The organism is Bradyrhizobium sp. Leo78 (assembly GCF_059512425.1).
Genome location: NZ_JCAMOT010000001.1, coordinates 396,652 through 422,076 on the forward strand (window position 1 = coordinate 396,652; position 25,425 = coordinate 422,076).

A 25,425-nucleotide genomic window follows, 5' to 3' on the forward strand; every position below is an offset into this window, starting at 1 on the left:
GAAGAATTGCTCGAGCGCGGCAAGGTCTTGTCAAGCATGCGCGCCTTTGACGTCTCTTTAACCAGCCTTCTTAAGCTGATCGGGAAACGGCTGCGCTAAGGTCTCGCGCATCGACCGGGAACATAATCCCGGCGGGGAGATAAAGCCGTGAGGCGTCAAACAGCAACAGGCGGGCTCAACCCCGCCGGGTCGGGCCGTGTGCAACGGCTCGACCCGCTTTCTCTTCCGCTCAGCTTCCATGCGCAGGATATCCGCGCGGATGGCGGCATGCGGCAGGTTGAACTTCACCACGAACGCGTCGTGCTGCGCCGTGCCGTCAAGGGCATGCGGATGGCGATCAATGTTCGCGTCTGCGACTTCATCGGCGTCGCGTTGCGCGATTTGGGCGACGAGCAGATGCTGACGCTCGTCCACCGCGATCCGTCGCTCGCAATCCCGCTTGGCGTCAGTTCCGATCGCGACGAGATCGAAAGCGCCTGGCAGATGTGGAGCGACGTGCTCCGCCTGCCGCAACTCAGCGAGCAAGCGCCGCGCGAGCCTGCAGCCCGGCGCAGGCGCCGCAACGTCATCCACACGCGCCGCCCGCGCTTCCTGGTACGCCGCCGCCGTGGCCGCCCGCTCGATGCGGGGAATGTCCATCGCGGCGAGCGCGAGATCATCGCGCGGGATTGAGCTCCGCTACAACACACACCGTCATTCCGGGGCGCCGCGAAGCGGCGAGCCCGGAATCCATTTCAACACCAGCACATGCGGCCCGATGGATTCCGGGTTCGCCGCTTCGCGGCGCCCCGGAATGACCGGGGAAGCGTCAGCGCATCACGGCGTCAGCGAGCAATCCGGCGAACAGGATGAGGCCGGCGTCGCGGTTGGACTTGAAGACGCGCAGGCACAAGGCGGGATCGCTGATGTCAAGCCGTCTGATCTGGATCGCCAGATGCAACGCGAAGGCGGCGAGGCCGATCCACGCGAACCAGTGCGCGCCAGCCAGCACGAGCGCTATGCCGATCAGGACCACCGCGAGCGAATAGAACACCACGAGCGCCTTGTGCGTGGCCGCGCCGAACAGGCGTGCGGTCGACTTGATGCCGATCAGCGCGTCGTCCTCGGCGTCCTGATGCGCGTAGATGGTGTCGTAGCCGATCACCCAGGAGATCGAGCCGGCATAGAGCGCAAGCGCTGTCAGATCGATGCGCTCGAGGATGACGGCAAACCCCATCAGAGCGCCCCAGGAGAAGGCGAGTCCCAGCACCACCTGCGGCCACCACGTGATGCGCTTCATGAAGGGATAGATTGCGACGATGACGAGCGAGGCGATGCCGGTCGCGACCGCAAAGCGATTGAACTGCAGCAGCACCACGAGACCGATCAGCGCCTGGGCGACCAGGAAGATCAGCGCCTGCGTCACGCTCACCTGCCCCGCCGGAATCGGCCGCGACCGCGTGCGCTCCACTTTCGCATCGAGATTGCGATCCGTGATGTCGTTCCAGGTGCAGCCCGCGCCGCGCATCACGAAGGCGCCGATGAAGAACAGAACGATGGCAAGCGGGAGCTGCTGACGGTCATGGGCGATGCCGGCGGCGAGCGCCGCTGACCACCAGCACGGCATCAACAGAAGCCACGAGCCGATTGGCCGGTCGAAGCGGGAGAGACGCAAGTAGGGCCGCGACCAGGGCGGCGCGTGGCTGTCGACCCAGTTGCCGGTCGCATCGGCAACGCGGGCGGTGACGTCGCTCATCGCGACAGCACGTTGCCGTTCAGCGTGTCAAAGGTGCTGCCGCCCTTGCGCGTCGGCACTGCTTCGGGCGCGGAGGCCGAACCCAGCACTTCGCTCAAGGTGGGGCCAGCCGGCCCGCGCGCCTGTTGCGTTGCCATCTGCTGCGCCACCGCGCAGACCTTCTTCTGCATCGCCTCGGTGTTCTTGTGGCCGTTCTGGAGCTGCTCGAGGATCTGCGGCGGGATTCCGCACTTCGCCGAGTTGTCCTTGACGTATTTCATCATCTTCAGCTCGGCCTGGCTGTAATTGCCGATCAGCTTGCAGGCCTCGTCCGGACCGGCCTTCTTTTCACCGGCGGCCTTGATCAGCTTGCCGCGCCGCTCGGTCTCCTCGCGCAAGGGGACGAAGCCCTTCATGCAGGCGTCCGACGGGCCCGCGCCCGCGGACTGGGAGGGTGGCGGTGCAAACCCGGCACCACCGCCCCCGATCGGCGCCGCCCCCTGGCTCGGGAACGCCGAAGGCGCCCCGATCGACGCGGAAGGTACCCCGCCGTTCACCGGCGGGAAGGGCGAGGCGTTGGCAGGCGCTGCGGCCTGCTGACCGGGCAGCGGCGCGGGAAACGCGCCCTGCGCAAAAACCTGGCCGGCGTGGAGCACCACGGCGGCGACCGTCAGCGACACCATCAGGCGGGTCATCAAGGATATTTCTCCGGCAGCCGGCTTCCAAACGAAGCACAATTTCCATGCGGCTTTTTACGATTCCAGCCGTTCCTTAACAACCCGTGGATTGGGGCAACAGCGCGGCGTCACGCCGCGCCATCGATCAAAAATAAGCTACAGATTCTAGCGCTTTAGGCTAAAAGCGCGGCCGAGTTGCGTGACGACGGAACATTAACAGATGCCGGACTACGACTTTCGCGCCCCTCGCCTGTTCGTCGATGCGCCCCTGCAAGCGGGCGAAATTGTCGCGCTGGACCGCGACCAGAGCAACTATCTCGGTAACGTATTACGGTTGAAGGCCGGCGACGCCATCCTGGTGTTCAATGGCCGCGACGGCGAATGGCAGGCCGAGCTCAGTGGCCGCAAGCGGGCGGACACGCTGACGGTCCATCGCCAGACCCGGCCGCAGGATCGCCTGCCCGACATCGCCTATGTCTTCGCGCCCTTAAAGCACGCCCGGCTCGATTACATGGTGCAGAAGGCGGTCGAAATGGGCGCCTCGCGCCTGCAGCCGGTCCTGACCCGCTTCACACAGGTTTCGCGGGTGAACGGCGAGCGGATGCGGGCCAATGTGGTCGAGGCGGCCGAGCAATGCGGGATCACCGCCCTCGCCGAGGTCGCCGATCCCGTCCCGCTCGCGCGCTTCCTGACCGAGCGCGTGGGCGACCGGCTCCTGGTATTCTGCGACGAAGCCGCCGATCTGAGCGATCCCCTGTATGCCCTGCAACAGGGGGCCGCCACTGACGGCATCGACGTCTTGATCGGCCCGGAGGGCGGCTTCGCCGAAGAGGAGCGCACGCTGCTACTGCGCCAGCCCAAGACCCTCCGGCTGTCGCTGGGGCCGCGGATCCTGCGCGCGGACACCGCAGGGGTCGCGGCGCTGGTCTTGGTGCAGGCGGCGCTCGGGGACTGGCGCCGCAGCCCGGGTGGAGCGCCAGCGTAACCCGGGATCAATGGCAAACGCCGAGGCAGATGTCCCGGGTTGCGCATTCGCTCCACCCGGGCTACGCGCTCATTAAGCGATTTGGCCGATGGTTGTCGAAACGACACTTTTGCCGTGCTAAGGGCTCGCCGCGAACCCTTAAAGCCACTCCGGGAACCCATTTTCGGGCGATTTGGACGTCGAGATGACCGTAACCGCCACCACACGCGGTGCCGCCTCCTCCGCCGCATGGGCGGATGCACTGCTGCTGTCATTTGCGCAGGCCGGTTACATCAGGTCCGAGCCGACAATCCTGCAACCGGCCGAGCCGTTCCTCGACCTCTCCGGCGAGGGGATCCGCAAGAGCCTTTACCTCACCACCGACGCCAGCGGCGAGGACCTGTGCCTGCGCCCGGACCTGACGATCCCAGTGGCGCGTGACTACCTCGCCTCGCCGGAGGCCGGAAAGCCGGCCGGTTTCAGCTATCTCGGCCCGGTGTTCCGCTATCGCGGCGGCCAGCCCAGCGAGTTCCTGCAGGCCGGCATCGAATCATTCGGCCGGCAGGACCGCGCCGCGGCGGATGCCGAAATGCTGGCGCTGGCGCTGGAGGCGACGGCGGCGTTCGGACTGACCGACGTCGAGATCCGCACCGGCGACGTCGCCCTGTTCAATGCGCTCATCGAGACGCTTGGACTCTATCCCGTGTGGCGCCGCCGCCTGATCAAGGATTTCAACCGCAAGGTCAACCTCACCGAGGACATCGAACGGCTGACGCTGACCGGCGGCCCCGGCGGCAACGAATATCAGGGCGTGCTGGCCGCCCTTGCCGGCTCCGACCGCAAGGCGGCGCTGGCGCTCGTCACCGACCTGATGTCGATCGCCGGCACCACCAATGTCGGCGGCCGCACCGTCGCCGAGATCGCTGACCGCTTCCTCGAACAGTCGACGCTGAAAGCAGGCGCATTGCCGCGCGATGCGATCGCCACCATCAAGCGCTTCCTATCGATTGCGGGCGAGCCGGACGAGGCCATCGCGCAACTGCGCGCATTGGCTGAAGACGCGAGGCTCGACCTCTCCGGCGCGATCGACGAGCTCGAACGCCGCGTCGGCTTCATGGCCGCGCGCGGCATCGATACCAGCAAGACGCGCTTCTCGACCTCGTTCGGGCGCGGGCTCGATTACTACACCGGCTTCGAGTTCGAATTGCACGCCAGGGCCAACGGCACCGAGCCGCTGGTCGCCGGCGGCCGCTATGATGGATTGATGACGCAGCTCGGCTCGGCTGAGCCGATCCCGGCGGTCGGCTTCTCGGTCTGGATCGAGGCGCTGACGCAGCATGGCAAGCCTCGCGGCGGAGGCAAGGCATGAGCGCACCCTTCGTTCTCGCCGTCCCGTCTAAAGGACGTCTGCAGGAAAATGCCGAGGCATTTTTCGCCCGCGCCGGATTGACGCTGTCGAAGCCCGGCGGCGCACGCGATTATCGCGGCACCATCGCAGGGCTCGACAATGTCGAGATCGCCTATCTCTCGGCCAGCGAGATCGCCTCCCAGCTCGCGCGCGGCATGGTGCATCTTGGCGTCACCGGCGAGGACCTCGTGCGCGAGAGCATCGCCGATGCCGACAAGCGGGTGCACCTGATCGACGGATTGGGTTTCGGCTACGCCAATGTGGTGGTCGCGGTGCCGCAGGCCTGGATCGATGTCCGGACCATGGCCGATCTGGACGACGTCACCACCGGCTTCCGCGAGCAGCATCACCGGCGGATGCGGATCGCGACCAAGTACATCAACCTGACGCGAACCTTCTTCGCCTCCCGCGGCATCCTCGACTACCGCATTGTCGAGAGCGCCGGCGCGACCGAAGGTGCGCCCGCCGTCGGCACGGCGGAGCTGATCGTTGACATCACCACGACCGGCGCGACGCTCGCTGCCAACGGGTTGAAGGTGCTCGACGACGGCGTGATCCTGCGCAGCCAGGCCAACCTCGTCGCCTCGAAAGACGCCGACTGGTCGACCGAGGCCCGCGAGGCCGCCCGCGTCATCCTGGATCACATCGCCGCGCGCGCCCGGGCCAACAAATATCGCGAGGTCCGCACCCGCTTCAAAGGATGCGATGCAGCATTGCTCGCGGAAGCCCATAACCGCTTCGGCGTGGTCGCCCCGTTCGGCGGGCCGACCTCATCCGGCATGCTGACGCTGCACTGCCCACCGACGCAGCTCTACGCCCTCGGCAGCTTCCTGCGCAAGCATGGCGCCGATACAGTGTCGGTGGTCTCGCTCGACTACGTCTTCGACCGCGACAATCCGCTGTTCGCCAGGCTCGAGGCCTTCCTGCGGCAATGAGGCGTCCGGTCCGTTCATCGTGGCGACAGCCGGCGACGGGTAACATATATATTCTTTAGAACCTGGAACCTGATCGATGACGCTGGGCTCTGACGTTTCCGGCCTGACCACCACCGCGACGAATGCCGCGGCGCAGGGGTTGTCGGTCGTCGTTCCCGTTTACAACGAGGCTGCGGGGCTGGCGCTGCTGCACGAGCGGTTGATCGCGCTGGCGCGGACTTTGAGGGATCGCTACGGACTCGCGTGCGAGGTCGTCTATGTCGATGACGGCAGCAAGGACAACACCCTTGCGATCGCGCGTTCGCTTATCCCCGACACGCTGGATGTCCAGGTGGTGTCGCTGTCGCGCAATTTCGGCAAAGAGGCTGCGCTGATGGCTGGCCTCGACCATGCCCGGCGCGGCGCCGTGCTGTTCATGGATGGCGACGGCCAGCATCCGCCCAGCCTGGTCGAGAAACTGGTCTCACACTGGATCGATGACGGCTACGATGTCGTCTATACCGCGAAAGCGCATCGCGACAACGAGCCGTTCCTGCGCAGGCTCGCGGTGCACGGCTTCTATGCGCTGATCAACTGGGGCGCGCGGCAGAAGATCCCCGAAGATGCCGGCGACTTCCGCCTCTTGTCGCCGCGCGCGGTGGCGGCGCTGCGGCAATTGCCCGAGCGCAACCGCTTCTTCAAGGGGCTGGCGAGCTGGATCGGCTTCCGCCAGATCAGGGTCGACTACGAGCCGGCGCCGCGCGCGCATGGCGTCACCACCTTCAGCGCGACGCGGCTGATCGGCCTGTCGATCGAAGGAGTGACATCGTTTTCGGTAGCGCCGCTGCGCTTCGCGAGCCTGCTCGGCGTGCTGCTGGCGACCGCGGCGTTCCTGTTCGGGCTTTCGATCCTGTGGGAGGTCTTCACGACCGGCAAGCAAGTGCCCGGCTATCCCTCGCTGGTGATCGGGTTGATGACGATCGGCGGCGTGCAGCTCATCATGATCGGCATCGTCGGCGAATATATCGGCAAGATACTGTCCGAGCTGAAGGCGCGGCCGATCTATTTCGTCGCCGAGCATAGCGAGAAGCGCGCCGGCCCCGATGCGGCCGCCGCGGGCAGCGAACGGACCGCGGCCGAATGAACGATGCCGCGCAGCCGCGCCGGATCTGGCTCTGCGCCGACGATTACGGATTGAGCGAGGGCGTCAACCGCGCCATTCGCGATCTCATCGCGCGCGGCCGTCTCAACGCGACCTCGGTGATGGTGGTGGGCGCGGCAATCGGCCGCGACGAAGTGGCGGCCCTAAAGCGCGTTGCCGCCGAAAGCCCGCGCTGCGCGGTCGGGCTGCACGCGACGCTGAGCGCGCCGTTCCGTCCGCTGACCATGCATTTCCGACCCGTCAATGGCGGGCTGTTCCTGCCCTTCCCGAAAATGTTGCGCGCCGGCCTGCTCCGGCGGCTCGATCGCGAGATGATCCATGCCGAGCTCGTCGAGCAGCTCGCGACGTTCAAGGACATGTTCGGCCGCGCGCCTGACTTTGTTGACGGCCATCAGCATGTGCAATTGTTTCCGCAGGTGCGGGACGCCTTCTTGCGCGCCGTGAAGGACGCCGCGCCCGAAGCCTGGGTGCGCCAGGGCGGACGCAGCCAGCCGTTATCGCAACGCTTGCGGTCGCCGAAAGCACTGGTGCTGGACACGCTGAGCGCGCAGTTCAGGAAGCGTGCACGACGCGCCGGCATTGCCTTCAACCCCGCTTTTGCCGGCGCCTATGATTTTTCGAGATCGCCCGATTTCGGTCCCCTGATGCGACAGTTTCTCGAGGGACTGCCCGACGGCGGGCTTGTGATGTGCCATCCCGGCTTCGTCGACGAGACGCTGAAGGAGCTCGATCCGCTGACGACCCAGCGCGAAAATGAGCATGCCTACCTCGGCAGCGAGCACTTCCCGCAATTGCTGGCGGCGAACAATGTTACGCTCGCCTGAGCATGATCCGGAAAAGTGGGTACCGGTTTTCCGAAAAGATCATGCTCAAAGAGAAATCCGCCGGTCGTTTTGTCGCATACGCAAATTTAATTCGCGGCCCCACTCCTTGCGCCACAAAGGCGGCCCTACATGTTCCGCGCTTCGACGCAATCGACGCGATGGAGAAGGCCATGACCCCGCAAGAACGCCAATTGATCGACGATCTCTTCGACCGGCTCGCCAAGCTGGAGAACGCCCCGCGTGATCCGGAGGCGCTGGCCGCCATCTCGGAAGGGCTGCGCAAGGCGCCCAACGCCGTCTATGCGCTGGTGCAGACCACGCTGGTGCAGGACGAGGCGCTGAAGCGCGCCAACGACCATATCCAGCAATTGGAAGCAGAACTCGGCGGTGGACCGCAGCAGCAGGGCCAAGGCGGCGGCTTCCTCGATTCGATGCGCGATGCGATCTTCGGCCAGAACCAGAATCAGCCGCGCGGCTCGGTTCCGCCGGTGCGCCCGCCGGAGGGTGGCAGCCGTCCGGCCTGGAATACCGGCCAGGCGCTGCAGCAGGCGCAGGGTCCTGGACCGTATGGCCAGCCGCCTTACGGCCAGCAGCCCCAGCCCTATGGCGCGCCACAGGCGGGTCCGTTCGGCGGTGGCGGCGGCTCGTTCCTCGGCACCGCTGCGGCGGCCGCCGCCGGCGTCGTCGGCGGCTCGCTCTTGATGAACAGCATCCGCGGGCTGATGGGCGGTGGCGGCGGTCACCAGGCGTTCGGGGACTCCGCCAGTCTCGGCGACAACAAGCCGTGGGGCAATGACCAGTCGGGCGGCAATCTTGCGCGCGATGCCGGCGTCAACGACATCGGCTCTGGCGGGCGCGACAACGACTCGCGCTCCGGCCTGTACGATCAGGCGTCGAACAACAACGACAACAACAATGACGACGATGGCTATGGTCCCGACGATGACGACGATGGGTTCGATGACGGCGGCGACGACGGTGGCAGCGACTACGCGTAAGCCGCACGCAAATTCAAAAGCAGAACGGCCGCTCGAGTGAGCGGCCGTTTCTCTTTCGTCGTCCCCAACCACAGGAAGCTATTGTGACGCGAGCAAGCTGTTGCAGCGGGGCACACCACAAACGCCTGTGATTATGGGTCCCGGGTCTGCGCTTCGCTTGCCCGGGACGACAGCATCGCTAGATCACGATCACCCTGGTGCCGACGTTGACGCGACCATAGAGGTCGATGACGTCCTCGTTGCGCATGCGGATGCAGCCGGAGGACACGTTGGTGCCGATGGTCCAGGGCTCGTTCGAGCCGTGGATGCGATAGAGCGAGGAGCCGAGATACATCGCACGCGCGCCGAGCGGATTTTCCGGTCCGCCCACCATGTGCCGCGGCAGATCGGGACGGCGCGCCAGCATTTCCGGCGGCGGCGTCCAGTCCGGCCATTCGCGCTTGGCGGAGATCGTCTTAACGCCCGACCAGGTGAAGCCGGGGCGGCCGACGCCGATGCCGTAGCGCAGTGCCTTGCCGTCGGCCTGCACGAGATAAAGGAACTTGTTCGGGGTATCGACGACGATCGTGCCCGGAGCTTGCTTGCCGTCATAGTCGACAAGCTGCTTCTCATATCTCGGATCGAACGGCCGCTGCGCGGGATCGGCCGCCTGCTCCTCGCGCATCATCGGCTGCTGCGGATCCATCGGCGGCAGCATCGTGCGCCGGCCACCATAATAGCCCGGCTGCTGCTGATAGATCGGCTGCTGCTCGTAGGATTGCGGGTAGCCCTGGTCGGGACCGTCGCCGAACAGGAATTCGATAAAGCCGCCGCCGAGGCTGGAGGCCCTGCGCACCGGCTGAGGCGGCGCCTGGTAGGAATAGATCACGGTCGGCCCGGCGAGCGGCGCGCCATCGATCGCAAACGCCTGATGCGGAGCGGCAGGCAGGAAGGACGCGCCGGCAACAAGCGCAAAGAATGTTTTCTTCATCGACGTACTCTGTACTGTTTCGTCAATCGTCAGCAGCACTCGGCGTGAGGCGCCGTGGCATGCGACCAATCAAAATCAAAACCGCATCGGTTTGGTAAACGTAACCAGCGTTTGGATTCACCACGTCGGCAATCGGCGCGGATTTCAAAATTAGCGTTTATTTTGCTTAAATTCGTAGGCGTCATGGTTAATCCCCGGTATGCGGCGCGACGCGAAACGCCGTTGCAAAACATTCCCGTGTGAACTCCCTATTAAATCGCTTCTGCGTAGAACAGTGGGAGTGAAGGGGGCGGGAACAGTCTCATGTCAGTTAGTCGCAAGCGTTTTCGTGTTGAACAAGCCATTATGGGCGACATGCCGATGCCGGCACCGGTTACGGTGGAAGGCGGTGAAATCGGTCCAATGCATCGGGAGATCATGGCGGAGCTTCGATCCATCCGCGCGCAGATGGCGCTCGGCGTCCACGCTCAGCGTCCGGTCGCAGCCGAAGCCACCGAGGCGGCGGTGGCGCGCGAGGTCGCCGAAGCGCATGCGCTACTCGACACCTATCGGGCACAGATCGAGCAATGCGAGAAGCTGAAGGTCGAGCTCGACCTGATCCACGATGCCATCAACCGCACCAAGCGCGAGATCGCGGCGCTGCACGGCAGGGGCTTCGATGGCCCGGAGATGGCCAAGGTGAACGGCGAGCTCGGGGCCGTCGTCGGCGGCACAGAGGAGGCGACCCAGCAGATCCTCGAGGCGACTGAGGCGATCGACCAAGCCGCCACCGCGCTGACCAAGGTCGCCTCGCCCGAACAGCAGAAGCTGCTTGCCGAGGATATCCAGGAACGTGTGGTGACGATCTTCGAGGCCTGCAATTTCCAGGACCTCACCGGCCAGCGCATCAACAAGGTGATGAACACGATGAAGTTCATCGAGCAGCACATCAATGCGATGATGGATATCTGGGGCGGTGTCGACGCCATCAAGGCGCACGCGCCGCCGATCGTCGACACCCGCGAGGGCGACGCCCGCCTGCTCAACGGCCCGAAGCTCGACGGCGACGTGGGCCACGCCTCGCAGGACGATATCGACGCGATGTTCGACTGAGCAGGCAGGTCGCAAGGAACAACGCAAAACGCCGGCGCGATGCCGGCGTTTTTTTATGCGCGGCGGCGCCCCCTCTTCCCTTCTCCCCTTGTGGGAGAAGGTGGCGCGAAGCGCCGGATGAGGGGTTGTCTCCGCGGGCGATAGCGTCCGCGGAGAGAACCCCTCACCCAAATGAGTCCAGTTCTGGCAGCGGAGCTGCCCTCTCCCACAAGGGGCGAGGGCACATCAACCGGCACCGCCGCATATAGCCCTCCTTGTAAGGGGAGAGGGCACAGCAATTGGCACTTCACGCCCGTGGCGCGCAGCGGACGTAGACCATGTTGCCGTAGCGGACGGCGGCGTCCTTGTCGACGAAGCGGGTGACCATGACGCGGCCGTCGAAGGAGACGATCTCGCGGTCCTGCTCGCCGCCGGACGGCCCGGGCGGGCCGATATAGTTCTTGCCGCTCGGAGAGCCCTTCAGACGCAGCTCCTGGGGGGTGGCCTGGTCTGCGAGATGCATGATCACGCCGCCGGACTGGCCGGCGCCGATCACGTAAGGCTGCTTGCACTGGTCGCGCGCCATCTTCTCGGTGCGGGCGCGGTCCGCCGGATTTTGGTAGGAGGCCAAGCCCCAGCGGCCGACGATCTCGTCGGAACGAATGGTGGCGGGCATTTCCGGCGCGGCCTCCTCGGGCCCAGGCCCCGGGTTGGATGACAGCGACGGCAGGTTGACGCTGCTGCACGCGCCCAACAGAAGCGTCAGCGCCGAGACGGTCGCAAATTTCGCAACCGCGCGCGCGTCACCTGATCCGATCATCCGTATTCCCCCGAAATATCCTTGGGTCGCACCTTTGGGCCGCACCCGTCCTGCAGCCAAGCTTAAAACGTAAGGCAGAGCAATGACGTCGAAACGATGACGTGAGAACTCCAACCTGGGCTCTAATTTGATTTGGTTGCAGCATCCTATATTGGCCTCACCAAGGCCTTAACCACTTTGCTTGACAGGAAAGGCGCCAAGCCATATTCCCCGCCCCACAATTAGCACTCTGGCGCGACGATTGCTAATGCGCTGGATATCCTGCCCGCGAGCCATCGACCGGCCGGCATTCAACCCCCGGCCTCGATGAACGAGACCTGAAACCGAGCCTCCAAGAGGAAACGTCATGGCTAAATCCAAATTCCGCCCGCTGCATGACCGTGTCGTGGTCAAGCGCATCGAAGCCGAAGAGAAGTCCAAGGGCGGCATCATCATCCCCGACACCGCCAAGGAAAAGCCCTCTCAGGGCGAAGTCACCGCCGTCGGGCCAGGCGGCCGCGACGAGACCGGCAAGCTGATCCCGATCGACGTCAAGGTCGGCGATCGCGTGCTGTTCGGCAAATGGTCGGGCACCGAGGTCAAGCTCGACGGCGAGGAACTCCTGATCATGAAGGAGTCCGACATCATGGGCGTGCTGGTCTAACGCAACTTAGCGGAGCGGCCGCAACATCCACACATGTCATGCCCGGGCCTGACCCGGGCATCCATCGATCTTCAAGAGCGATGGATTGCCGGGTCAAGCCCGGCAATGACGACAAGGGTGTGCGGCCCAGTGCCCTCAATCATTCCAGGAGCAAGATATGGCTGCCAAAGACGTTAAATTTGCCGGAGAAGCCCGCGAGCGAATGCTGCGCGGCGTCGATGTCCTTGCCAATGCGGTAAAGGTCACGCTCGGCCCGAAGGGCCGCAACGTCGTCATCGAAAAGAGCTTCGGTGCCCCTCGCATCACCAAGGACGGCGTCACCGTCGCCAAGGAGATCGAGCTCGAGGACAAGTTCGAGAACATGGGCGCGCAGATGCTGCGCGAAGTCGCCTCCAAGACCAACGACACCGCGGGTGACGGCACCACCACCGCGACCGTGCTGGCGCAGGCGATCGTGCGAGAGGGCGGCAAGGCGGTTGCTGCGGGCATGAACCCGATGGACCTGAAGCGCGGCATCGACCTTGCCGTCGCCGCCGTGGTCAAGGACCTCGAGAAGCGCGCCAAGCCAGTGGCCGCCTCTTCCGAGGTCGCCCAGGTCGGCACCATCTCGGCCAATGGCGACACCGCGATCGGCAAGATGATCGCCCAGGCCATGCAGAAGGTCGGCAATGAGGGCGTGATCACGGTCGAGGAGAACAAGTCGCTGGAGACCGAGGTCGACATCGTCGAAGGCATGAAGTTCGACCGCGGCTATCTCTCGCCCTATTTCATCACCAATGCCGAGAAGATGACCGCCGAGCTCGAGGACGCCTACATCCTCCTGCACGAGAAGAAGCTCTCCGGTCTGCAGGCGATGCTGCCGGTGCTGGAAGCTGTCGTGCAGTCCGGCCGTCCGCTCTTGATCATCGCCGAGGACGTCGAGGGCGAGGCGCTGGCGACACTGGTGGTCAACCGCCTGCGCGGCGGGTTGAAGGTCGCCGCCGTCAAGGCGCCGGGCTTCGGCGACCGCCGGAAGGCGATGCTGGAGGACATCGCGGTCCTGACCGGCGGCCAGTTGATCTCCGAAGAGCTCGGCATCAAGCTCGAGAACGTCACGATCAAGATGCTCGGCCGCGCCCGCAAGGTCGTGATCGACAAGGAGAACACCACGATCGTCAACGGCGCCGGCAAGAAGGCCGACATCGAGGCACGCGTCGGCCAGATCAAGGCGCAGATCGAGGAGACCACCTCCGACTACGACCGCGAGAAGCTGCAGGAGCGGCTGGCCAAGCTGGCCGGCGGCGTCGCCGTGATCCGCGTCGGCGGCGCAACCGAGGTCGAGGTCAAGGAGAAGAAGGACCGTGTCGAGGACGCGCTGAACGCAACCCGCGCCGCGGTGCAGGAAGGCATCGTGCCCGGCGGCGGCGTGGCGCTGCTGCGCGCCAAGAAGGCGGTCGGCCGTCTCTCCAACGACAATTCCGACGTCCAGGCCGGCATCAACATCGTGCTGAAGGCCCTCGAAGCCCCCGTGCGCCAGATCTCGGAAAACGCCGGCGTCGAAGGCTCGATCGTGGTCGGCAAGATCCTCGAGAACAAGTCGGAGACCTTCGGCTTCGACGCCCAGACCGAGGAATATGTCGACATGGTCGAAGAAGGCATCATCGACCCCGCCAAGGTTGTGCGCACCGCGCTGCAGGACGCCTCCTCGGTCGCCGGCCTCCTGGTGACGACGGAAGCCATGGTCGCCGAACTGCCGAAGGAGCCGGCGCCTGCGATGCCGCCCGGAGGCGGCGGTATGGGCGGCATGGGCTTCTGAGCCCCTCTAACAATCAAATCAAAAGGCCGCCTTTGGGCGGCCTTTTCGTATCCGGATTAGAACATATTCGGTTCTGATTGCATCAGAACCGAATCGCCGCCGAGTACTTCCTGTCAGGCCAGGCTGATGGCGGCGAATACCAGGCAGGCGACGTAGACCATGGCCAGGCTCACGCCCACGATCCTGGCCTCGCGATGAGATTCCAAAATTTCCCTCCATCGGAAGAGATAGAGGCCGCCGTAACGGCAGCCTCTATCCTGCATCAATCAATTTCCTGAACGACGGTGCGCGTGCCGGGATCCACCAGCATCACGCGGTCCCCGGAATACACATAGCGATACTTCGTGAGCGATGGTCCCCAATCGGACGGCACCGCCGCGAGCTCGACATCACTCGGCACCGTTCCGCCGACGACGATCTTTTCCTTTGTCGTCACGGGACGAACCTTGTGCTCGGTGACGTAGGTCTTGATCCTGGTGCGGTACTCCGGTTCGATCTGAACCGTTGCACGTCCGGCCCCGGTCGTGGTCGTCACGGTGCTCTGCGCGAGCGCACCGCTCGACATCAGAGCGATAGCCGCGGAAAGCAAAAGCATCTTCCTCATCTGGATTCTCCTCGCCGCGACATGCGGCGCTCAAAGAACTTCATGGACTCGCACAAGTTCCGGGGCGCGCCGAGCGAATTTCCATTTTATCCCGATATCGATTGCCAAGGAGCATCCGACTGATCGGACGATCAGCAACGAAAATTGTTGATTTTTGCAATCACCGCATCTGCTCTTGCCGGAGGACGCCGCGGCGATTTTTCCGATTTTTCCCACTATTTCAGCGGCGCGACGAATCCACCACCAAATGTCGGGGTTGCGATCATCAATGGCCATGATGAACGCCCGGACTGCTGTTCACCCTAACCATTGCAGTGGAGATTCCGTTCCCTTCGGCGGGACGTAAGAACACGATGCAGCATTCTTCGACCCGCGCAAAGCGCGAGGCTGCGATCGGCGTTGCCGAGGGAACTGCAGCCCGGACTCGGGAATTCAATGAACCTGATCGTTGCAGAACGCACGAGCGCGGCGGCCAAGCCTGTCATCGCGCGAGCAGCGTCGTGGCTGTTATTTTACATGATTGTTGGAGAATGCATGGCTGGCTCGGATGTGGCTGACAAGGGTATCGGCGGCGAGGCCGATTGGGCAGCCAAGCTGAAGAACGAAACGGACGCGTGGCGTCGGCGTCGCATGGTGCCGTCGCAGCAGTTGACCCCGGGCGGAATTCCGGTCGTGCGCCGCCTGAAGCGGAAGCGAACAAACGCGGGAGCCGTGGCGGCTCACCCCTTGTCCGGTTAGCCCACGACTTTTTTCAAGTTGGGAACGCCCCCATCCCAGCAGTCCGCAACCGGGTTGCCCGCCCGCACCTGCGTCCCTGAAGGCGGCTGCGCATTTTTGGGTTACGTCACCGCCGCGGCCTTCTTTTTCACCAAAGGTTTGCTAGTTACGGCGTTGGCGATTCTGTTCCTCAAGGGGGATCCTCATATGCGCGCCCTGCTCTGCTGCCTCGTGGGCCTCCTCACGGCCTCTTCGGATCTCGCTCTTGCCCAGATGAAGCTGCCGTCCAAGACGGCGCCGGGCACGACCGAGACGCGCTATTTCACCGCGATCGACGGCTTGATGGAGGGCAATGCCGACGCGGTGCTGAAGGAAACCCGCCAAGGCAAAAACGTCACTGCGGCGGTCCTCGACGTCTGCTACCCCGCGGAAAAAGGTTCCGACCGCAAGGACCGCTTCGTCGTCAACCTCGCGGTCAACGGCCAGAACCTGAGCGGCACGACGCAGACCCTGAACGACAAATCGCCCGTCTCGGTGAAGCTCGTGCGCAAGCCGACCGGCGATAGTTTCGAATTCCGCGGCCAGATCACAATCGGCCAGGCGGTGACGGAAGTCGCCTCCTCCGACAATACCGACCTTTCGGAGCGGGAATTTCAGGAGAGCCAGACCACCGATGACGGCATCACGCCGGCACCGAAGGACTTTACCGAGGTGTCTCCCGAATCCGTCGGCGTGCGCGTCAAGCTCGACGCGGCGCTGGACTTGCTGAAGAGCCTCAAGGGCCAGGCCGTCGAGGTCGGCCTCTCGAGCCTCGCCATCACCTGCGACGCGCTGCGCGCCGGCGAGCAGACCATCAACCTCACCGTCGATCCGGAACAGGCCTCGGCCCTGGTCGCCAAGGCCAAGGCGACGCCGGGCGTGGTCGCGGCCGGCTGGACCACGGGCAGCGTCGAGATGGACCGCACCATCCGCTTCGCCGCCGCCGACTGGCTCAGCGGCGACAAGATCAACAGGGACAAGATCGCATCAGCGATATCGGGCGTACTGAGCAAGACGCTGGCGGCAAAGCCGTCGGGGGCGTCATGGAACGCCAACACCGGCAAGCTGAAATTGACCTTCAAGCGTCCGAGCCAGGTCTATCCCGCGCTCGGCCTCACCGAGACCGTCGAGATCTCGGCGCTGGTATCCTCGGACAAGCCCGGTGCGTCGGACAGGCTGATGCTGTGGGTCTCGAGCCCGGTGGTCACCACCGCCGATGAGGGTTCAGGTCCAAAGCTGAACCTCTCGGAAGACTCCGTCGGCGACGAGGAAGGCGGCGAGCCGCCCGACGACAACGGCTCGATCGAGGCGCTGGCGAAGGAATTCAAGGCCCAGCGCTGGGACGCCGACAAATCGGCGTGGAAGTAGCGGCCACGCGGCGATATGTGACTGGCTTGCCGCGCGCAGCTCAGACGCGTGCGAGCGAGTCCAGTTTTCCGTGAAGATCATCAATCGCCGGCTTCGCGACGGGACCAACACCTGGAATCGCCATCACCTTGTCGCACATCTGGTTGATTGCAGGTGTCACCACCACGACCAGTTTGGCGAGTGCGCTTCGTCCTTCCGGAGGCAGCTTTGCAGCTCGCGCGTTGACATCGTTCAACTGTGCTACCGCCTCGTTGATCTTGGGCAGGGCCGCTTGAGCGGTAGCCACGTCTGTGACGCCCGATAGCGCGGACTTCAAGGTGTTGACGGACGAATCGACCTGGCTGGCCAGGTTCACCCCGTCGACGGTCAAATTCGCGGGCGCCACGCCCACGGTCCCGGTTGCGGGGCGCGTTGCGGCGGGTTGCTCGGCGACAGTCTGTTCACCCGGGCGCTGCGTTGCGTACCAGAGAAGACCGCCGAGCACGACGAGGCCGGCCAGCCAATAGGGCCACTGCGCCATCGGCGTGTAGCGTGTAGAAGCCCCGGCGACGCGGCTCGCGGCCGCCGAAGCTCCGCTGCGCACGCTCTCCCCCGCCCTGTCAATGAGACCGGCAGCGCTCAGTTGATCGGCGAGACCAGATGGAAGCGCCGCAGTGATCTGGTCCTTTTGCGAGGCGAGGAGCGATGTCAGCCCGCTCGCCTCCATGCCGGTGCTGCGTTGATGCTGCCCCAACGCCCCGAGGACGACAGGGCCAAGCATGCCGGTCAGCAACTTGCCGGAGCCCTCGCCGATGCCAGCGAACTTCGCGATGGCCTGAGCGATCGTGTCCAGCGCCCGGCCGCCAAACAGGCCGGCCAGCATCGCCGATCCGCTCTCCGCGAGCGCCGCCTGGCCAGGACCTGCCATCGCATTCTTCAGGCTTTCAAGCGCTCCGGGCTGCTGCTGCGACAATGCGCTGGACAACTGACGAGCGCCACCGGGGGTGGAGGCGGCCTCGGACAAGTTCGCGAGCAGTGCGGGGACGGCACCTCCTATCGCCTTTTGTACGATGTCTCGATCAAGTCCCAGAGATGACGCGATCTTGGCGATCAGGTCAGGAGTCAGACATTGCATGACAACAGAAACGAGGTTCACAGCCATGGCGGTCTCTCCACCGTTACGACGCGGTTGAGACAGGATGACTGACAATCATCACGTCGCATGCCCACGTCAGAGATTTCGATTCCGGCTGTCAGGCGCTGGGCAAAATTATCGGGGCGAACCAGCAGATTTCCGTGCCTGCCAACCGACTTTCCCACTGCGCGCGCATGTCCGCCCCAAAACTCGCACCTGTCTAATCACAAAACGGAGAGCCGTGAAGGTTGATAGCCGCTGGCTCGACAGCCTGACATGGAATTTTGGCAGCTCCGCTTGGGATGGCCGGCTGCCGGGGGCAGCGATCGGAGCGGCATCGCGACGCAGTTCATTCGGCCTGGTCGTTAAGGTTCGATTCAATTTCCGGGAACATCATCGCTCAGCCGAACGTGGGTCACGCCATGCAAGTCCACGAGCCGAGTACCCTTGGAAACTGGTCGGGGAATGTGGCTGACGGCGAGTTGCCGGAGCAGCCGGCGCGCCTGTCGGATTTCCTGCAGCAAAATCGCGATGACGTTCTGGTGGTGCGGGGGCCGTACGGCGATTGGGCGCGCACCATTGCGCTGCCTGCGATGGCACTGGTGGCAGCCTTTGGGTTGGGATGGGCCGGCGGTCTGAATTGGCCGGAGTTCGCGAGCACGCTCGGGATCAGCTCGGTTGCCCAGAAAGTCACGTCTTCGCCTCGAACCGCTGAAGCAAGACCGGGCGGCAGGATCGAAGGCACCAAAAAAGCAACATCCACGTCAGATCTGCAGGCAGTAGCCCCCGCTGTCGTAGGAAGCATTCCCAAGCCTTTACCCGCGAGCACCCACCTGGCCGCGCGCACTTCAAACCCGTTCGCCTCGCAGGCAAATGCGAGTCCTTCCGGCGCGGCGCCGGCGAGGCCACCTTTGGCGCCGGCACCGGAAACGAGACCGACCACCATATCGGGCTGGACGGTTGTCGATGTCCGGGACGGAACCGCTGTTCTCGACGGGCCTGACGGCATTCGGATGGCCGCGCGCGGCGACACGATACCCGGGCTCGGGCGTATCGAAACCATCGTGCGCTGGGGTAACCGCTGGATCGTTGCCACGGCCAACGGACTGATTGCGGCGCCTTAATTCGTGTTGAGCCGGAAGCGCAGCGTCTTCGAGCCGGTCAAGGTGACGAGGTCACCCTGACGGCGCCAGGTCGCGGTGTCGCCGAGCGCCGCAAGCAGATCATCGTCGGCCTGCGCCCGCTCAGGCGGACAGTTGCGATTCTCCATCGCGCCAGGAACGAAGATGATGGTGTTGCCCGCCACCGAGAACTGGCCCTTGCCGCCCTTGCACCAGAGTTCCAGCACCACCTCGCCATTGTCGCCGATCTCGAGCGAAGGGATGCGCTTGGAGCCGGGCATGCGCGCGGCATCGAGCGACATTTCGAAGCCGAAGGGAAACTCCTCGTCGGCGCGCGCCGGACCCGCCGCGATCGCGGTCGCGAGCAGCGCGAAGACAAAGACCGTGCTCTTGCAAATCCGTGAAACCATCAACTCTCTCTGACACTGCCCCATCGGCCCATGCCGAGACGAGTTCGTAGCCCGGGTGGAGCGGAACGCGCAACCCGGGATATCCGTGTCAGTGTTTGCGAGCGGACCCGGGTTACGCTGGCGCTTCACCCGGGCTACGCTCTGCCTCCCGCCCGAGTGGCGCTACTTCAGGACCATCTCCGTGAACGGGTAGACATAGGCCTGCAGCGTCACGAACAGACCGACGAGGCAGGCCAGCACGATCGAGTGCAGGAACACGTAGCGCAGGATCGAGCCTTCATGGCCGTACCAGTTGGTCGCGGTCGAGGCGACCACGATCGATTGCGCATCGATCATCTTGCCCATCACGCCGCCGGAGGAGTTGGCGGCGGCCATCAGGATCGGCGACAGACCCAATTGCTCCGACGTGATCCTCTGCAGGTTGCCGAACAGCACGTTGGAGGCGGTGTCCGATCCGGTCAGCGCGACGCCGAGCCAGCCGAGCAGCGTGCCGAAGAAGGGATAGAGCACGCCGGTTGCGGCGAAGGCCAGGCCGAGCGTGGCGTCGACACCAGACAGCCGCGTCAGCGTGCCGATCGCGAGCATCGCCGAGATCGTAATCAGCGAGATCGCGCAAAGGCGGATGGTGCGGCCATATTCGGTGATCAGCTTCAGCGGCGAGAAGCCCATCAACAGACCCGAGATGATCGCCGCGATCAGCATGCCCGTGCCGGTGAAGGACAGCCAGGTGAAGCCGAACACCGCGCCTTCCGGCGTCGGCTTGGCGGCGACAGGCGGCATCTTGTTGATGAGCTTGTCGAGCTCGGGCACCGGATAGTTCCAGACGAAATTGGCGTTCGCCCAGGTCTTGAACGCGCCGTTGCCCCAGACCAGCATCAGGATGCAGACGATGATCCATGGCAGCAGTGCGCTCCACAATTCGCCTTGCGTGAGCGGCGTCTTGTCCAGCGTCTTCGGCGCCGCCATGGTCGCGGCCGATTCATCGTGGCCGCGCAGCGCCGGTGACAGCCAGAGTTGCCGCGGCTGCCAGACGCGCAGAAACAGGATCAGGCAGCCCATCGAGATCAGCGAGGCGCCGATGTCGACGATCCAGGGATTGATGAAGTTCGAGATCACGAATTGCGGGACCGCGAAAGAGACGCCGGTGACCAGGATCGCCGGCCAGACGTCCTTCATGCCGCGCCAGCCGGCAAATGCGCACACCACCCAGAACGGCACGATCAGCGAGAACAGCGGCAATTGCCGCCCGACCATCGCGCCAAGCACATAGGGGTCCAGCCCGGTGACCGAGGCGAGACCCAGAATCGGCGTGCCCAGCGCGCCGTAGGCGACCGGTGCGGTGTTGGCGATCAGCGACAGTCCGGACGCCGCGAGCGGCGAGAAGCCAAGGCCGATCAGGATCGCGCCTGTGATCGCGACCGGCGTGCCGAAGCCCGAGGCGCCCTCGAAGAACGCGCCGAAGGCGAACGCGATCAGCAGCAGTTGCAAGCGCCGGTCCTCGGTGACGCCGCCGACCGCGCGCTTCAAGAGCTCGAATTTTCCGGTTGCCACCGTGATCTGGTAGAGGAAGATGACGTTCAGCACGATCCAGCCGATCGGGAAGAAGCCGGTCACCACGCCGAGCAGCGTGGCGCGGATCGACATGTTCGGGGGCATGGTGAAGATGAAGATCGTGATCAGGTTGGTCACGATCACGGCGATGATGGCGGCGACATGCGCCTTCACTCTGCCGCTGGCGATCAGGACCAGCAGCGTGACCACGGGAACGGCGGCTGCGATCGTCGACAGCGCGGCGTTGCCGAGCGGGTTGTAGATTTGGTTCCACATTTTTGTTGTTCCTCCCCAAGGTTTCCCGGTGGCGGCTTCCCGCCGGCGGCTTGCGTCGGCTCGCCGCGGGCGTGGACCCGGCGCGCCGGGTGCAATCAAAGATCATGTGGTGCGAAACAGGCCTGCACGAGTCGGCACGGCCAAACGCTCACAACCTCGCGAAATCAGAAAGTCCGCCGCCCCGCGTCGCGCTGGCATGCTAGGGTTAACTATCATGCTGCGACAAGTGGACGCTGGCCGAGGAACCCACGACTTTAGTCTGAAGGTTCCCTGATTGTCCCGTTTTTTCAAGCCTTTGTAGGCGGTCCCCCGGAGACGCTAATCTGTGAACAACATTCGTTCGACGCTCGCGACGGTGTGGCGCATTGCAGCGCCTTATTTCAACTCCGAAGACAAATGGGCCGGCCGCGGCCTGCTTGCCGCGGTCATCGCGATCGAGCTGGCGCTGGTCGCCAACGATGTGCTGCTGAACCAGTGGCGCAATCGTTTCTACAACGCGCTGCAGGAGCGGGACTGGGACGGCTTCGTCCGCGAGCTCATCGTGTTCTGCGTGCTGGCCGCGATCCTCACCGTGCTGTCGATCTATCAGCTCTATCTCAACCAGTGGCTTCAGATCCGCTGGCGCCGCTGGATGACAAGCAAATATCTCGGCGAATGGCTGCACGATGCCAACCACTACCGCATGCAGCTTCAGGGCGATGCGGCCGACAACCCGGACCAGCGCATCAGCGACGACATCAAGATGTTCGTCAGCCAGACGCTGGGGCTCGGCATCGGGCTGTTGAGCTCGATCGTGACGCTGGCGTCTTTCGTCGTGATCCTCTGGGGCCTGTCGGCGGCGGCGCCGCTGCATCTGTTCGGCAGCGACGTGTCGTTCCCCGGCTATCTGGTGTGGGGCGCGCTGGTCTACGCCATCTTCGGCACGGCTCTGACACAGTGGATCGGCTCGCCGCTGGTGCGGCTCGATTTCGATCAGCAGCGGCTGGAGGCTGACTTCCGTTTCAACCTGGTGCGGGTTCGCGAGAACTCCGAACAGATCGCGCTGCTTAAGGGTGACCGCGCCGAACGCGAGCAGCTGTCGACGCGTTTCGGCAGTGTGGTCTCCAACTGGTACGGCATCATGAGCCGGACCAAGCGGCTGACGGCGTTCACGCAGAGCTACTCGCAGGCCGCCGTGGTGTTTCCGGTCATCCTCTCCGCGCCGGCCTATTTCGCCAGCAAGATCCAGCTCGGAACCGTGATGCAGATCATGGAAGCTTTCGGCAAGGTGCAGGATGCGCTGTCGTTCTTCATATCGGTCTATCGCACCATGGCGGAATGGCGCGCGGTGGTCGCCCGTCTCGATGGCTTCGAGCGATCGATTGCGCAGGCGGAAAGGCTCGCTACCGACCCCGACGCAGTCAAGGCGGCACCGGCGGCGAGCGATGCGATCGCGCTGCAAGAGCTTCTCGTGAAGCTGCCCAATGGGGCGCCGCTGGTCGCAGCGACCGGGCTCAAGCTTCGGCCCGGCGAACGCACGCTGGTCACCGGGCCGTCCGGCGCGGGCAAGTCGACGCTGTTCCGGGCCGTCGCCGGCATCTGGCCGTTCGGCAGCGGCTCGATCGTCATTCCCGAGCACGCCTCGCTGATGATGCTGCCGCAAAAGCCCTATTTCCCGATCGGCTCGCTGCACGCGGCGATCGTCTATCCCGCCGAAGCAGAAAAGTTCAGCGCCGACAGGATCAGGGAAGTGCTCGGCCAGATCGGACTGCCCCAGCTCGCTTCACGGCTAGAAGAAGAGGGACACTGGAACAGAATGCTGTCGCTCGGCGAGCAGCAGCGCCTGGGGCTGGCGCGCGCGCTCTTGCATGCACCCGACTACCTGTTCCTCGACGAGGCCACCGCCTCGCTGGACGAGCCCTCGGAAGCCGCGCTCTATCGTTTGCTGATGGAGGAATTGCCGGCCACCACGATCGTCTCGATCGGCCACCGCTCGACGCTGGAGGAATTCCACCAGCGCAACATCGCGCTGGTCCGCGATGGCGACCGGTTTGGGTTGCGGGACGCGACCAAGATCGCGGCGTCGCCTTAGACTAGAGCGCGGTGCGCGAGCCGCGCTGATGGAGCTTCGTAGCCCGGGTGGAGCGGAACGCGCAACCCGGGACACCTGTGCCAGCGTCTACCGGCGGTCCCGGGTTACGCTGGCGCTCCACCCGGGCTACGAGACTACAGGACGCAGTCGGCCTGCTCGCGCAGCACGCGCCACCGGAACAAATGAAAAGGGCGGCGGATTGCTCCGCCGCCCTCTTGATCCACGTGTATGGAACTTACTTCAGGTTCGAGATCGCGGTCAGGTCAGCCGAGAGCTTGGCGATACCCGTGGCGCCGCACCAGTTGGAGCTGAAGCCACCCGGGTTGATCGGCGTGAAGCTGCCGTCGAAGCGGGCGGTGTAGTCGCTGGTGAAGGCGTTGCAATCACCCTTCGAGAGGTTGGTGTCGGTGTAGCGCAGATCGAGCGTGAACACCTTGTAGGTGAAGCCGATGCCGATATTCCAGGTGTTGTAGCTCGGCTCCGGGATACCACCGGGGAACGGTCCGCCGCCAAGCGGGCTGGCAACGGTGGTGCCATAGAAGGAGTCGGAGGTGCCGAGCCACTGCCGACCGAACTCGCCCGAGATGTACATGCCGACGCCGGAAGAACCGAAGATGGTCGAGGGCGCGGTCCACTTGGCGGTGACCGACGCGTAGTTGCCCCAGGCGCCGAGGTTCAGGAAGTTCGGCGAGTAGTACTCGTTGAAGCCAACCGCCCACTGGTCGTTGATGTTGATGTTGAGCTTGGCGTAACCTTCATAGAAGCTCGCGCTCTTCTTGGCGAAGTTGCCGTTGATCGGCAGGCCACCCGTGATCGGGTCTGAATTGCCGAACGGGCTGGCGGCGCAGCTCGAGTCCGACCCCGGAATGCCGGAGCCCGGGAGCGCGGCGGAATTGAAGCACGAGCCGCCCGGATACAGGTAACCCCAGACACCGAAGTCGAAGGCGAAGATGCCGAAGGTCGGGCGGATACCGCCGTAGATGTCGATCTCGGCAGCGGCGCGGTTCGGGAAGGAGATGCTCTCACCGGCGGCGCCGATGTAGAGCTGCAGGTCCTTGGTGACGTTGTAGCGCGGTTCGAAATAAGCCGCGACCGAAGGCTTATGGTTCGACTGGGTGATGCCGCGGAACACGTAGTCGCTCATCAGTGCAGCGCCGAAGGCGAAATCCCAGGGTTCGAACGCGGGCGGCGGCGGCGCCTTGACGGCCTTCACCGCCATATCGGCAGCCATTGCCGAGCTTGAGAACGTTGCCAGCGCCGTTGCTAACAAGGCCAGTTTCTTCATGAAGGATCCCCACACGTTCAAAAAACAGTCCAGCTCTTCCGGCCCCCCGGGGCGAGCGATCACCGACTGCGACCAAAATCCGCAGCCAATCTGGAACGCAACCCCCCTTGTGTTGAAGCAAAAAAGACGAGCATGTGCCGACTTTTTAGGCGTTCTGCCCCTTTTGAAAGAGGTTGTTGACGGGTGTTGCAATCTCACAACAACTTTACCGACGTCCCCTCCTCGTGAAGTGCGCCCGCGCCGCCCAACCGTGGCGGGCTGAGTCTCTTCTGCAACGGTCCGACGAATCATCCCTGTAGCGCTACGATCCATGCGCCTGAAAACGAAAGAGCCGCAGCGGTAAAGCGCTGCGGCTCTTGCGTCAGGTTTGGCCTGGTTGCGTCAGGACGGACTGGATGAGTCCTCCGAGCCTTCCGACCTCTCCGAAGGGCTGGGGGTAGCCCAGCTCGGACCGAGTTCAGGCTCCGGCGCGGGAGTGGGGGCAGCGACCGGGGCCGCCGGCTTGGGAGCTGCAGCTTTCTTTGCCGCGCTCTTCTTGGCAGCCTTCTTCGGCGCGGCCTTTTTGGGCGCCGCCTTCTTGGCGGCTTTTTTCGCGGCCTTCGTTACCGACTTCTTCGCGGTCTTCTTGGCAGCCTTCTTGGCAGATTTCTTCGCGGCCTTCTTGGCGACCTTCTTCGCAGACTTCTTCGCCGCTACCGCCTTCTTAACCTTCTTGGCCTTTTTCCCCTTCTTACCCTTCTTCGCTTTAGCCATCGTGATCCTCCTGTTGCCGCTGATTCAGTCTGTCGAGCGCTTCGAATAGTCCGCTTGCCCGGATCAGGATCGTGCTTGTTCGAAGCACCTCCCGCCCCGTCCTTGGTCGTGCATGGCCTCCGCGCAAACGCGTGCGCCTGTCGTGGAGAAAACCGC

At 64.3% G+C, this 25,425-nt stretch carries 26 protein-coding genes; 15 read left to right on the forward strand and 11 right to left on the reverse strand.

All coding sequences use genetic code 11. The annotated features are described in order from the left end of the window. The first annotated feature begins 147 nt into the window (after positions 1-147). Entirely contained in the window at positions 148-672 is a 525-nt protein-coding gene (locus AC5ZG1_RS01775; RefSeq protein ID WP_456645889.1) for a DUF6101 family protein, read from the forward strand. A gap of 136 nt (positions 673-808) precedes the next feature. Here AC5ZG1_RS01775 and ubiA read toward each other — a convergent pair whose 3' ends face one another. Together ubiA and AC5ZG1_RS01785 are read right to left on the reverse strand one after the other, a co-directional pair. After that, entirely contained in the window at positions 809-1,735 is a 927-nt protein-coding gene (ubiA, locus tag AC5ZG1_RS01780; RefSeq protein ID WP_496131818.1) for a 4-hydroxybenzoate octaprenyltransferase, read from the reverse strand. Then, positions 1,732-2,412, reverse strand: coding sequence for a hypothetical protein (locus AC5ZG1_RS01785; protein ID WP_165435384.1), 681 nt, complete (start codon positions 2,410-2,412; stop codon positions 1,732-1,734). Before AC5ZG1_RS01785 ends, ubiA begins: the two co-directional genes overlap by 4 nt. 199 nt (positions 2,413-2,611) lie before the next feature. Here AC5ZG1_RS01785 and AC5ZG1_RS01790 point away from each other — a divergent pair, with 199 nt between their 5' ends. The 6 genes from AC5ZG1_RS01790 (at position 2,612) to AC5ZG1_RS01815 (ending at position 8,661) form a co-directional block, all read left to right on the forward strand. Then, complete coding sequence (locus AC5ZG1_RS01790) at positions 2,612-3,376, forward strand: 16S rRNA (uracil(1498)-N(3))-methyltransferase (RefSeq protein WP_496131819.1); 765 nt, start codon at positions 2,612-2,614, stop codon at positions 3,374-3,376. Positions 3,377-3,560: 184 nt separating this feature from the next. Continuing rightward, positions 3,561-4,724, forward strand: a complete 1,164-nt coding sequence (locus AC5ZG1_RS01795; RefSeq protein ID WP_496131820.1) for an ATP phosphoribosyltransferase regulatory subunit — start codon at positions 3,561-3,563, stop codon at positions 4,722-4,724. Further along, the gene (gene hisG, locus AC5ZG1_RS01800; protein ID WP_496131821.1) at positions 4,721-5,698 is read left to right on the forward strand and encodes an ATP phosphoribosyltransferase; all 978 of its coding nucleotides are present in this window, start codon (positions 4,721-4,723) and stop codon (positions 5,696-5,698) included. The genes AC5ZG1_RS01795 and hisG overlap by 4 nt, the downstream gene beginning before the upstream one ends. A 76-nt stretch (positions 5,699-5,774) precedes the next feature. Next, positions 5,775-6,821, forward strand: coding sequence for a glycosyltransferase family 2 protein (locus AC5ZG1_RS01805; RefSeq protein WP_496131822.1), 1,047 nt, complete (start codon positions 5,775-5,777; stop codon positions 6,819-6,821). Beyond that, positions 6,818-7,663 (forward strand): ChbG/HpnK family deacetylase, encoded by an 846-nt coding sequence (locus AC5ZG1_RS01810; protein WP_496131823.1) that lies wholly within the window; start codon positions 6,818-6,820, stop codon positions 7,661-7,663. The genes AC5ZG1_RS01805 and AC5ZG1_RS01810 overlap by 4 nt, the downstream gene beginning before the upstream one ends. Positions 7,664-7,833: 170 nt before the next feature. Beyond that, on the forward strand, positions 7,834-8,661 hold the full coding sequence (locus AC5ZG1_RS01815) for a DUF2076 domain-containing protein (RefSeq protein WP_496131824.1): 828 nt from the start codon (positions 7,834-7,836) through the stop codon (positions 8,659-8,661). Positions 8,662-8,839: 178 nt separating this feature from the next. Here AC5ZG1_RS01815 and AC5ZG1_RS01820 read toward each other — a convergent pair whose 3' ends face one another. After that, positions 8,840-9,631, reverse strand: a complete 792-nt coding sequence (locus AC5ZG1_RS01820) for a L,D-transpeptidase (RefSeq protein ID WP_496131825.1) — start codon at positions 9,629-9,631, stop codon at positions 8,840-8,842. Positions 9,632-9,934: 303 nt separating this feature from the next. Here AC5ZG1_RS01820 and AC5ZG1_RS01825 point away from each other — a divergent pair, with 303 nt between their 5' ends. Further along, complete coding sequence (locus AC5ZG1_RS01825) at positions 9,935-10,723, forward strand: protein phosphatase CheZ (protein WP_028166954.1); 789 nt, start codon at positions 9,935-9,937, stop codon at positions 10,721-10,723. Positions 10,724-11,009: 286 nt separating this feature from the next. Here the strand turns inward: AC5ZG1_RS01825 and AC5ZG1_RS01830 are convergent, their stop codons facing one another. Further along, positions 11,010-11,522 (reverse strand): hypothetical protein, encoded by a 513-nt coding sequence (locus AC5ZG1_RS01830; RefSeq protein ID WP_130228010.1) that lies wholly within the window; start codon positions 11,520-11,522, stop codon positions 11,010-11,012. A 346-nt stretch (positions 11,523-11,868) separates the two neighbouring features. Between AC5ZG1_RS01830 and AC5ZG1_RS01835 the strand changes: the two genes are divergently transcribed. Both AC5ZG1_RS01835 and groL read left to right on the forward strand, forming a co-directional pair. Beyond that, positions 11,869-12,165, forward strand: a complete 297-nt coding sequence (locus tag AC5ZG1_RS01835) for a co-chaperone GroES (RefSeq protein WP_027580177.1) — start codon at positions 11,869-11,871, stop codon at positions 12,163-12,165. 157 nt (positions 12,166-12,322) lie between these two features. Then, the gene (gene groL / locus AC5ZG1_RS01840; protein WP_028166956.1) at positions 12,323-13,960 is read left to right on the forward strand and encodes a chaperonin GroEL; all 1,638 of its coding nucleotides are present in this window, start codon (positions 12,323-12,325) and stop codon (positions 13,958-13,960) included. A 113-nt stretch (positions 13,961-14,073) separates the two neighbouring features. On the opposite strand, the gene AC5ZG1_RS01845 is transcribed toward groL, so the two are convergent. From AC5ZG1_RS01845 to AC5ZG1_RS01855, 3 genes are read right to left on the reverse strand one after another with little or no spacing between them, the layout of a single operon-like run. Continuing rightward, the gene (locus AC5ZG1_RS01845; RefSeq protein WP_155255408.1) at positions 14,074-14,223 is read right to left on the reverse strand and encodes a hypothetical protein; all 150 of its coding nucleotides are present in this window, start codon (positions 14,221-14,223) and stop codon (positions 14,074-14,076) included. Further along, complete coding sequence (locus tag AC5ZG1_RS01850; RefSeq protein WP_028166957.1) at positions 14,223-14,564, reverse strand: DUF1236 domain-containing protein; 342 nt, start codon at positions 14,562-14,564, stop codon at positions 14,223-14,225. The genes AC5ZG1_RS01845 and AC5ZG1_RS01850 overlap by 1 nt, the downstream gene beginning before the upstream one ends. A 30-nt stretch (positions 14,565-14,594) precedes the next feature. After that, complete coding sequence (locus AC5ZG1_RS01855; protein ID WP_456645880.1) at positions 14,595-14,840, reverse strand: hypothetical protein; 246 nt, start codon at positions 14,838-14,840, stop codon at positions 14,595-14,597. Positions 14,841-14,999: 159 nt separating this feature from the next. Here AC5ZG1_RS01855 and AC5ZG1_RS01860 point away from each other — a divergent pair, with 159 nt between their 5' ends. Next, positions 15,000-15,302, forward strand: coding sequence for a hypothetical protein (locus AC5ZG1_RS01860; protein WP_496131826.1), 303 nt, complete (start codon positions 15,000-15,002; stop codon positions 15,300-15,302). 186 nt (positions 15,303-15,488) lie between these two features. Next, the gene (locus AC5ZG1_RS01865; protein WP_456643191.1) at positions 15,489-16,688 is read left to right on the forward strand and encodes a hypothetical protein; all 1,200 of its coding nucleotides are present in this window, start codon (positions 15,489-15,491) and stop codon (positions 16,686-16,688) included. Positions 16,689-16,728: 40 nt separating this feature from the next. Here the strand turns inward: AC5ZG1_RS01865 and AC5ZG1_RS01870 are convergent, their stop codons facing one another. After that, the gene (locus AC5ZG1_RS01870) at positions 16,729-17,829 is read right to left on the reverse strand and encodes a DUF937 domain-containing protein (protein ID WP_496131827.1); all 1,101 of its coding nucleotides are present in this window, start codon (positions 17,827-17,829) and stop codon (positions 16,729-16,731) included. A 440-nt stretch (positions 17,830-18,269) separates the two neighbouring features. Here AC5ZG1_RS01870 and AC5ZG1_RS01875 point away from each other — a divergent pair, with 440 nt between their 5' ends. Further along, positions 18,270-18,926 (forward strand): hypothetical protein, encoded by a 657-nt coding sequence (locus AC5ZG1_RS01875; RefSeq protein ID WP_496131828.1) that lies wholly within the window; start codon positions 18,270-18,272, stop codon positions 18,924-18,926. On the opposite strand, the gene AC5ZG1_RS01880 is transcribed toward AC5ZG1_RS01875, so the two are convergent. Continuing rightward, on the reverse strand, positions 18,923-19,333 hold the full coding sequence (locus AC5ZG1_RS01880) for an META domain-containing protein (RefSeq protein ID WP_474419670.1): 411 nt from the start codon (positions 19,331-19,333) through the stop codon (positions 18,923-18,925). The genes AC5ZG1_RS01875 and AC5ZG1_RS01880 overlap by 4 nt on opposite strands. A 162-nt stretch (positions 19,334-19,495) precedes the next feature. Next, positions 19,496-21,160: an L-lactate permease gene (locus AC5ZG1_RS01885; protein ID WP_130228015.1), complete on the reverse strand. Its 1,665-nt coding sequence runs from the start codon at positions 21,158-21,160 to the stop codon at positions 19,496-19,498. 325 nt (positions 21,161-21,485) lie between these two features. Here AC5ZG1_RS01885 and AC5ZG1_RS01890 point away from each other — a divergent pair, with 325 nt between their 5' ends. After that, positions 21,486-23,231: an ABC transporter ATP-binding protein/permease gene (locus AC5ZG1_RS01890; RefSeq protein WP_496131829.1), complete on the forward strand. Its 1,746-nt coding sequence runs from the start codon at positions 21,486-21,488 to the stop codon at positions 23,229-23,231. 235 nt (positions 23,232-23,466) lie between these two features. On the opposite strand, the gene AC5ZG1_RS01895 is transcribed toward AC5ZG1_RS01890, so the two are convergent. After that, complete coding sequence (locus AC5ZG1_RS01895; RefSeq protein WP_130226837.1) at positions 23,467-24,516, reverse strand: TorF family putative porin; 1,050 nt, start codon at positions 24,514-24,516, stop codon at positions 23,467-23,469. Between the two features lie 367 nt (positions 24,517-24,883). Here AC5ZG1_RS01895 and AC5ZG1_RS01900 point away from each other — a divergent pair, with 367 nt between their 5' ends. After that, complete coding sequence (locus tag AC5ZG1_RS01900; protein ID WP_496131830.1) at positions 24,884-25,318, forward strand: hypothetical protein; 435 nt, start codon at positions 24,884-24,886, stop codon at positions 25,316-25,318. Positions 25,319-25,425: the final 107 nt, after the last annotated feature.

What these genes read in the sequence shown, in the direction of transcription:
- ubiA (WP_496131818.1), bottom strand. Translation starts at nt 1,735, where the DNA reads ATGAGCGACGTCACCGCCCGCGTTGCCGATGCGACCGGCAACTGGGTC.
- AC5ZG1_RS01790 (WP_496131819.1), top strand. Translation starts at nt 2,612, where the DNA reads ATGCCGGACTACGACTTTCGCGCCCCTCGCCTGTTCGTCGATGCGCCC.
- AC5ZG1_RS01795 (WP_496131820.1), top strand. Translation starts at nt 3,561, where the DNA reads ATGACCGTAACCGCCACCACACGCGGTGCCGCCTCCTCCGCCGCATGG.
- hisG (WP_496131821.1), top strand. Translation starts at nt 4,721, where the DNA reads ATGAGCGCACCCTTCGTTCTCGCCGTCCCGTCTAAAGGACGTCTGCAG.
- AC5ZG1_RS01805 (WP_496131822.1), top strand. Translation starts at nt 5,775, where the DNA reads ATGACGCTGGGCTCTGACGTTTCCGGCCTGACCACCACCGCGACGAAT.
- AC5ZG1_RS01810 (WP_496131823.1), top strand. Translation starts at nt 6,818, where the DNA reads ATGAACGATGCCGCGCAGCCGCGCCGGATCTGGCTCTGCGCCGACGAT.
- AC5ZG1_RS01815 (WP_496131824.1), top strand. Translation starts at nt 7,834, where the DNA reads ATGACCCCGCAAGAACGCCAATTGATCGACGATCTCTTCGACCGGCTC.
- AC5ZG1_RS01820 (WP_496131825.1), bottom strand. Translation starts at nt 9,631, where the DNA reads ATGAAGAAAACATTCTTTGCGCTTGTTGCCGGCGCGTCCTTCCTGCCT.
- AC5ZG1_RS01825 (WP_028166954.1), top strand. Translation starts at nt 9,935, where the DNA reads ATGTCAGTTAGTCGCAAGCGTTTTCGTGTTGAACAAGCCATTATGGGC.
- AC5ZG1_RS01830 (WP_130228010.1), bottom strand. Translation starts at nt 11,522, where the DNA reads ATGATCGGATCAGGTGACGCGCGCGCGGTTGCGAAATTTGCGACCGTC.
- AC5ZG1_RS01835 (WP_027580177.1), top strand. Translation starts at nt 11,869, where the DNA reads ATGGCTAAATCCAAATTCCGCCCGCTGCATGACCGTGTCGTGGTCAAG.
- groL (WP_028166956.1), top strand. Translation starts at nt 12,323, where the DNA reads ATGGCTGCCAAAGACGTTAAATTTGCCGGAGAAGCCCGCGAGCGAATG.
- AC5ZG1_RS01845 (WP_155255408.1), bottom strand. Translation starts at nt 14,223, where the DNA reads ATGCAGGATAGAGGCTGCCGTTACGGCGGCCTCTATCTCTTCCGATGG.
- AC5ZG1_RS01850 (WP_028166957.1), bottom strand. Translation starts at nt 14,564, where the DNA reads ATGAGGAAGATGCTTTTGCTTTCCGCGGCTATCGCTCTGATGTCGAGC.
- AC5ZG1_RS01855 (WP_456645880.1), bottom strand. Translation starts at nt 14,840, where the DNA reads ATGGCCATTGATGATCGCAACCCCGACATTTGGTGGTGGATTCGTCGC.
- AC5ZG1_RS01860 (WP_496131826.1), top strand. Translation starts at nt 15,000, where the DNA reads ATGAACCTGATCGTTGCAGAACGCACGAGCGCGGCGGCCAAGCCTGTC.
- AC5ZG1_RS01865 (WP_456643191.1), top strand. Translation starts at nt 15,489, where the DNA reads ATGCGCGCCCTGCTCTGCTGCCTCGTGGGCCTCCTCACGGCCTCTTCG.
- AC5ZG1_RS01870 (WP_496131827.1), bottom strand. Translation starts at nt 17,829, where the DNA reads ATGGCTGTGAACCTCGTTTCTGTTGTCATGCAATGTCTGACTCCTGAC.
- AC5ZG1_RS01880 (WP_474419670.1), bottom strand. Translation starts at nt 19,333, where the DNA reads ATGGTTTCACGGATTTGCAAGAGCACGGTCTTTGTCTTCGCGCTGCTC.
- AC5ZG1_RS01885 (WP_130228015.1), bottom strand. Translation starts at nt 21,160, where the DNA reads ATGTGGAACCAAATCTACAACCCGCTCGGCAACGCCGCGCTGTCGACG.
- AC5ZG1_RS01895 (WP_130226837.1), bottom strand. Translation starts at nt 24,516, where the DNA reads ATGAAGAAACTGGCCTTGTTAGCAACGGCGCTGGCAACGTTCTCAAGC.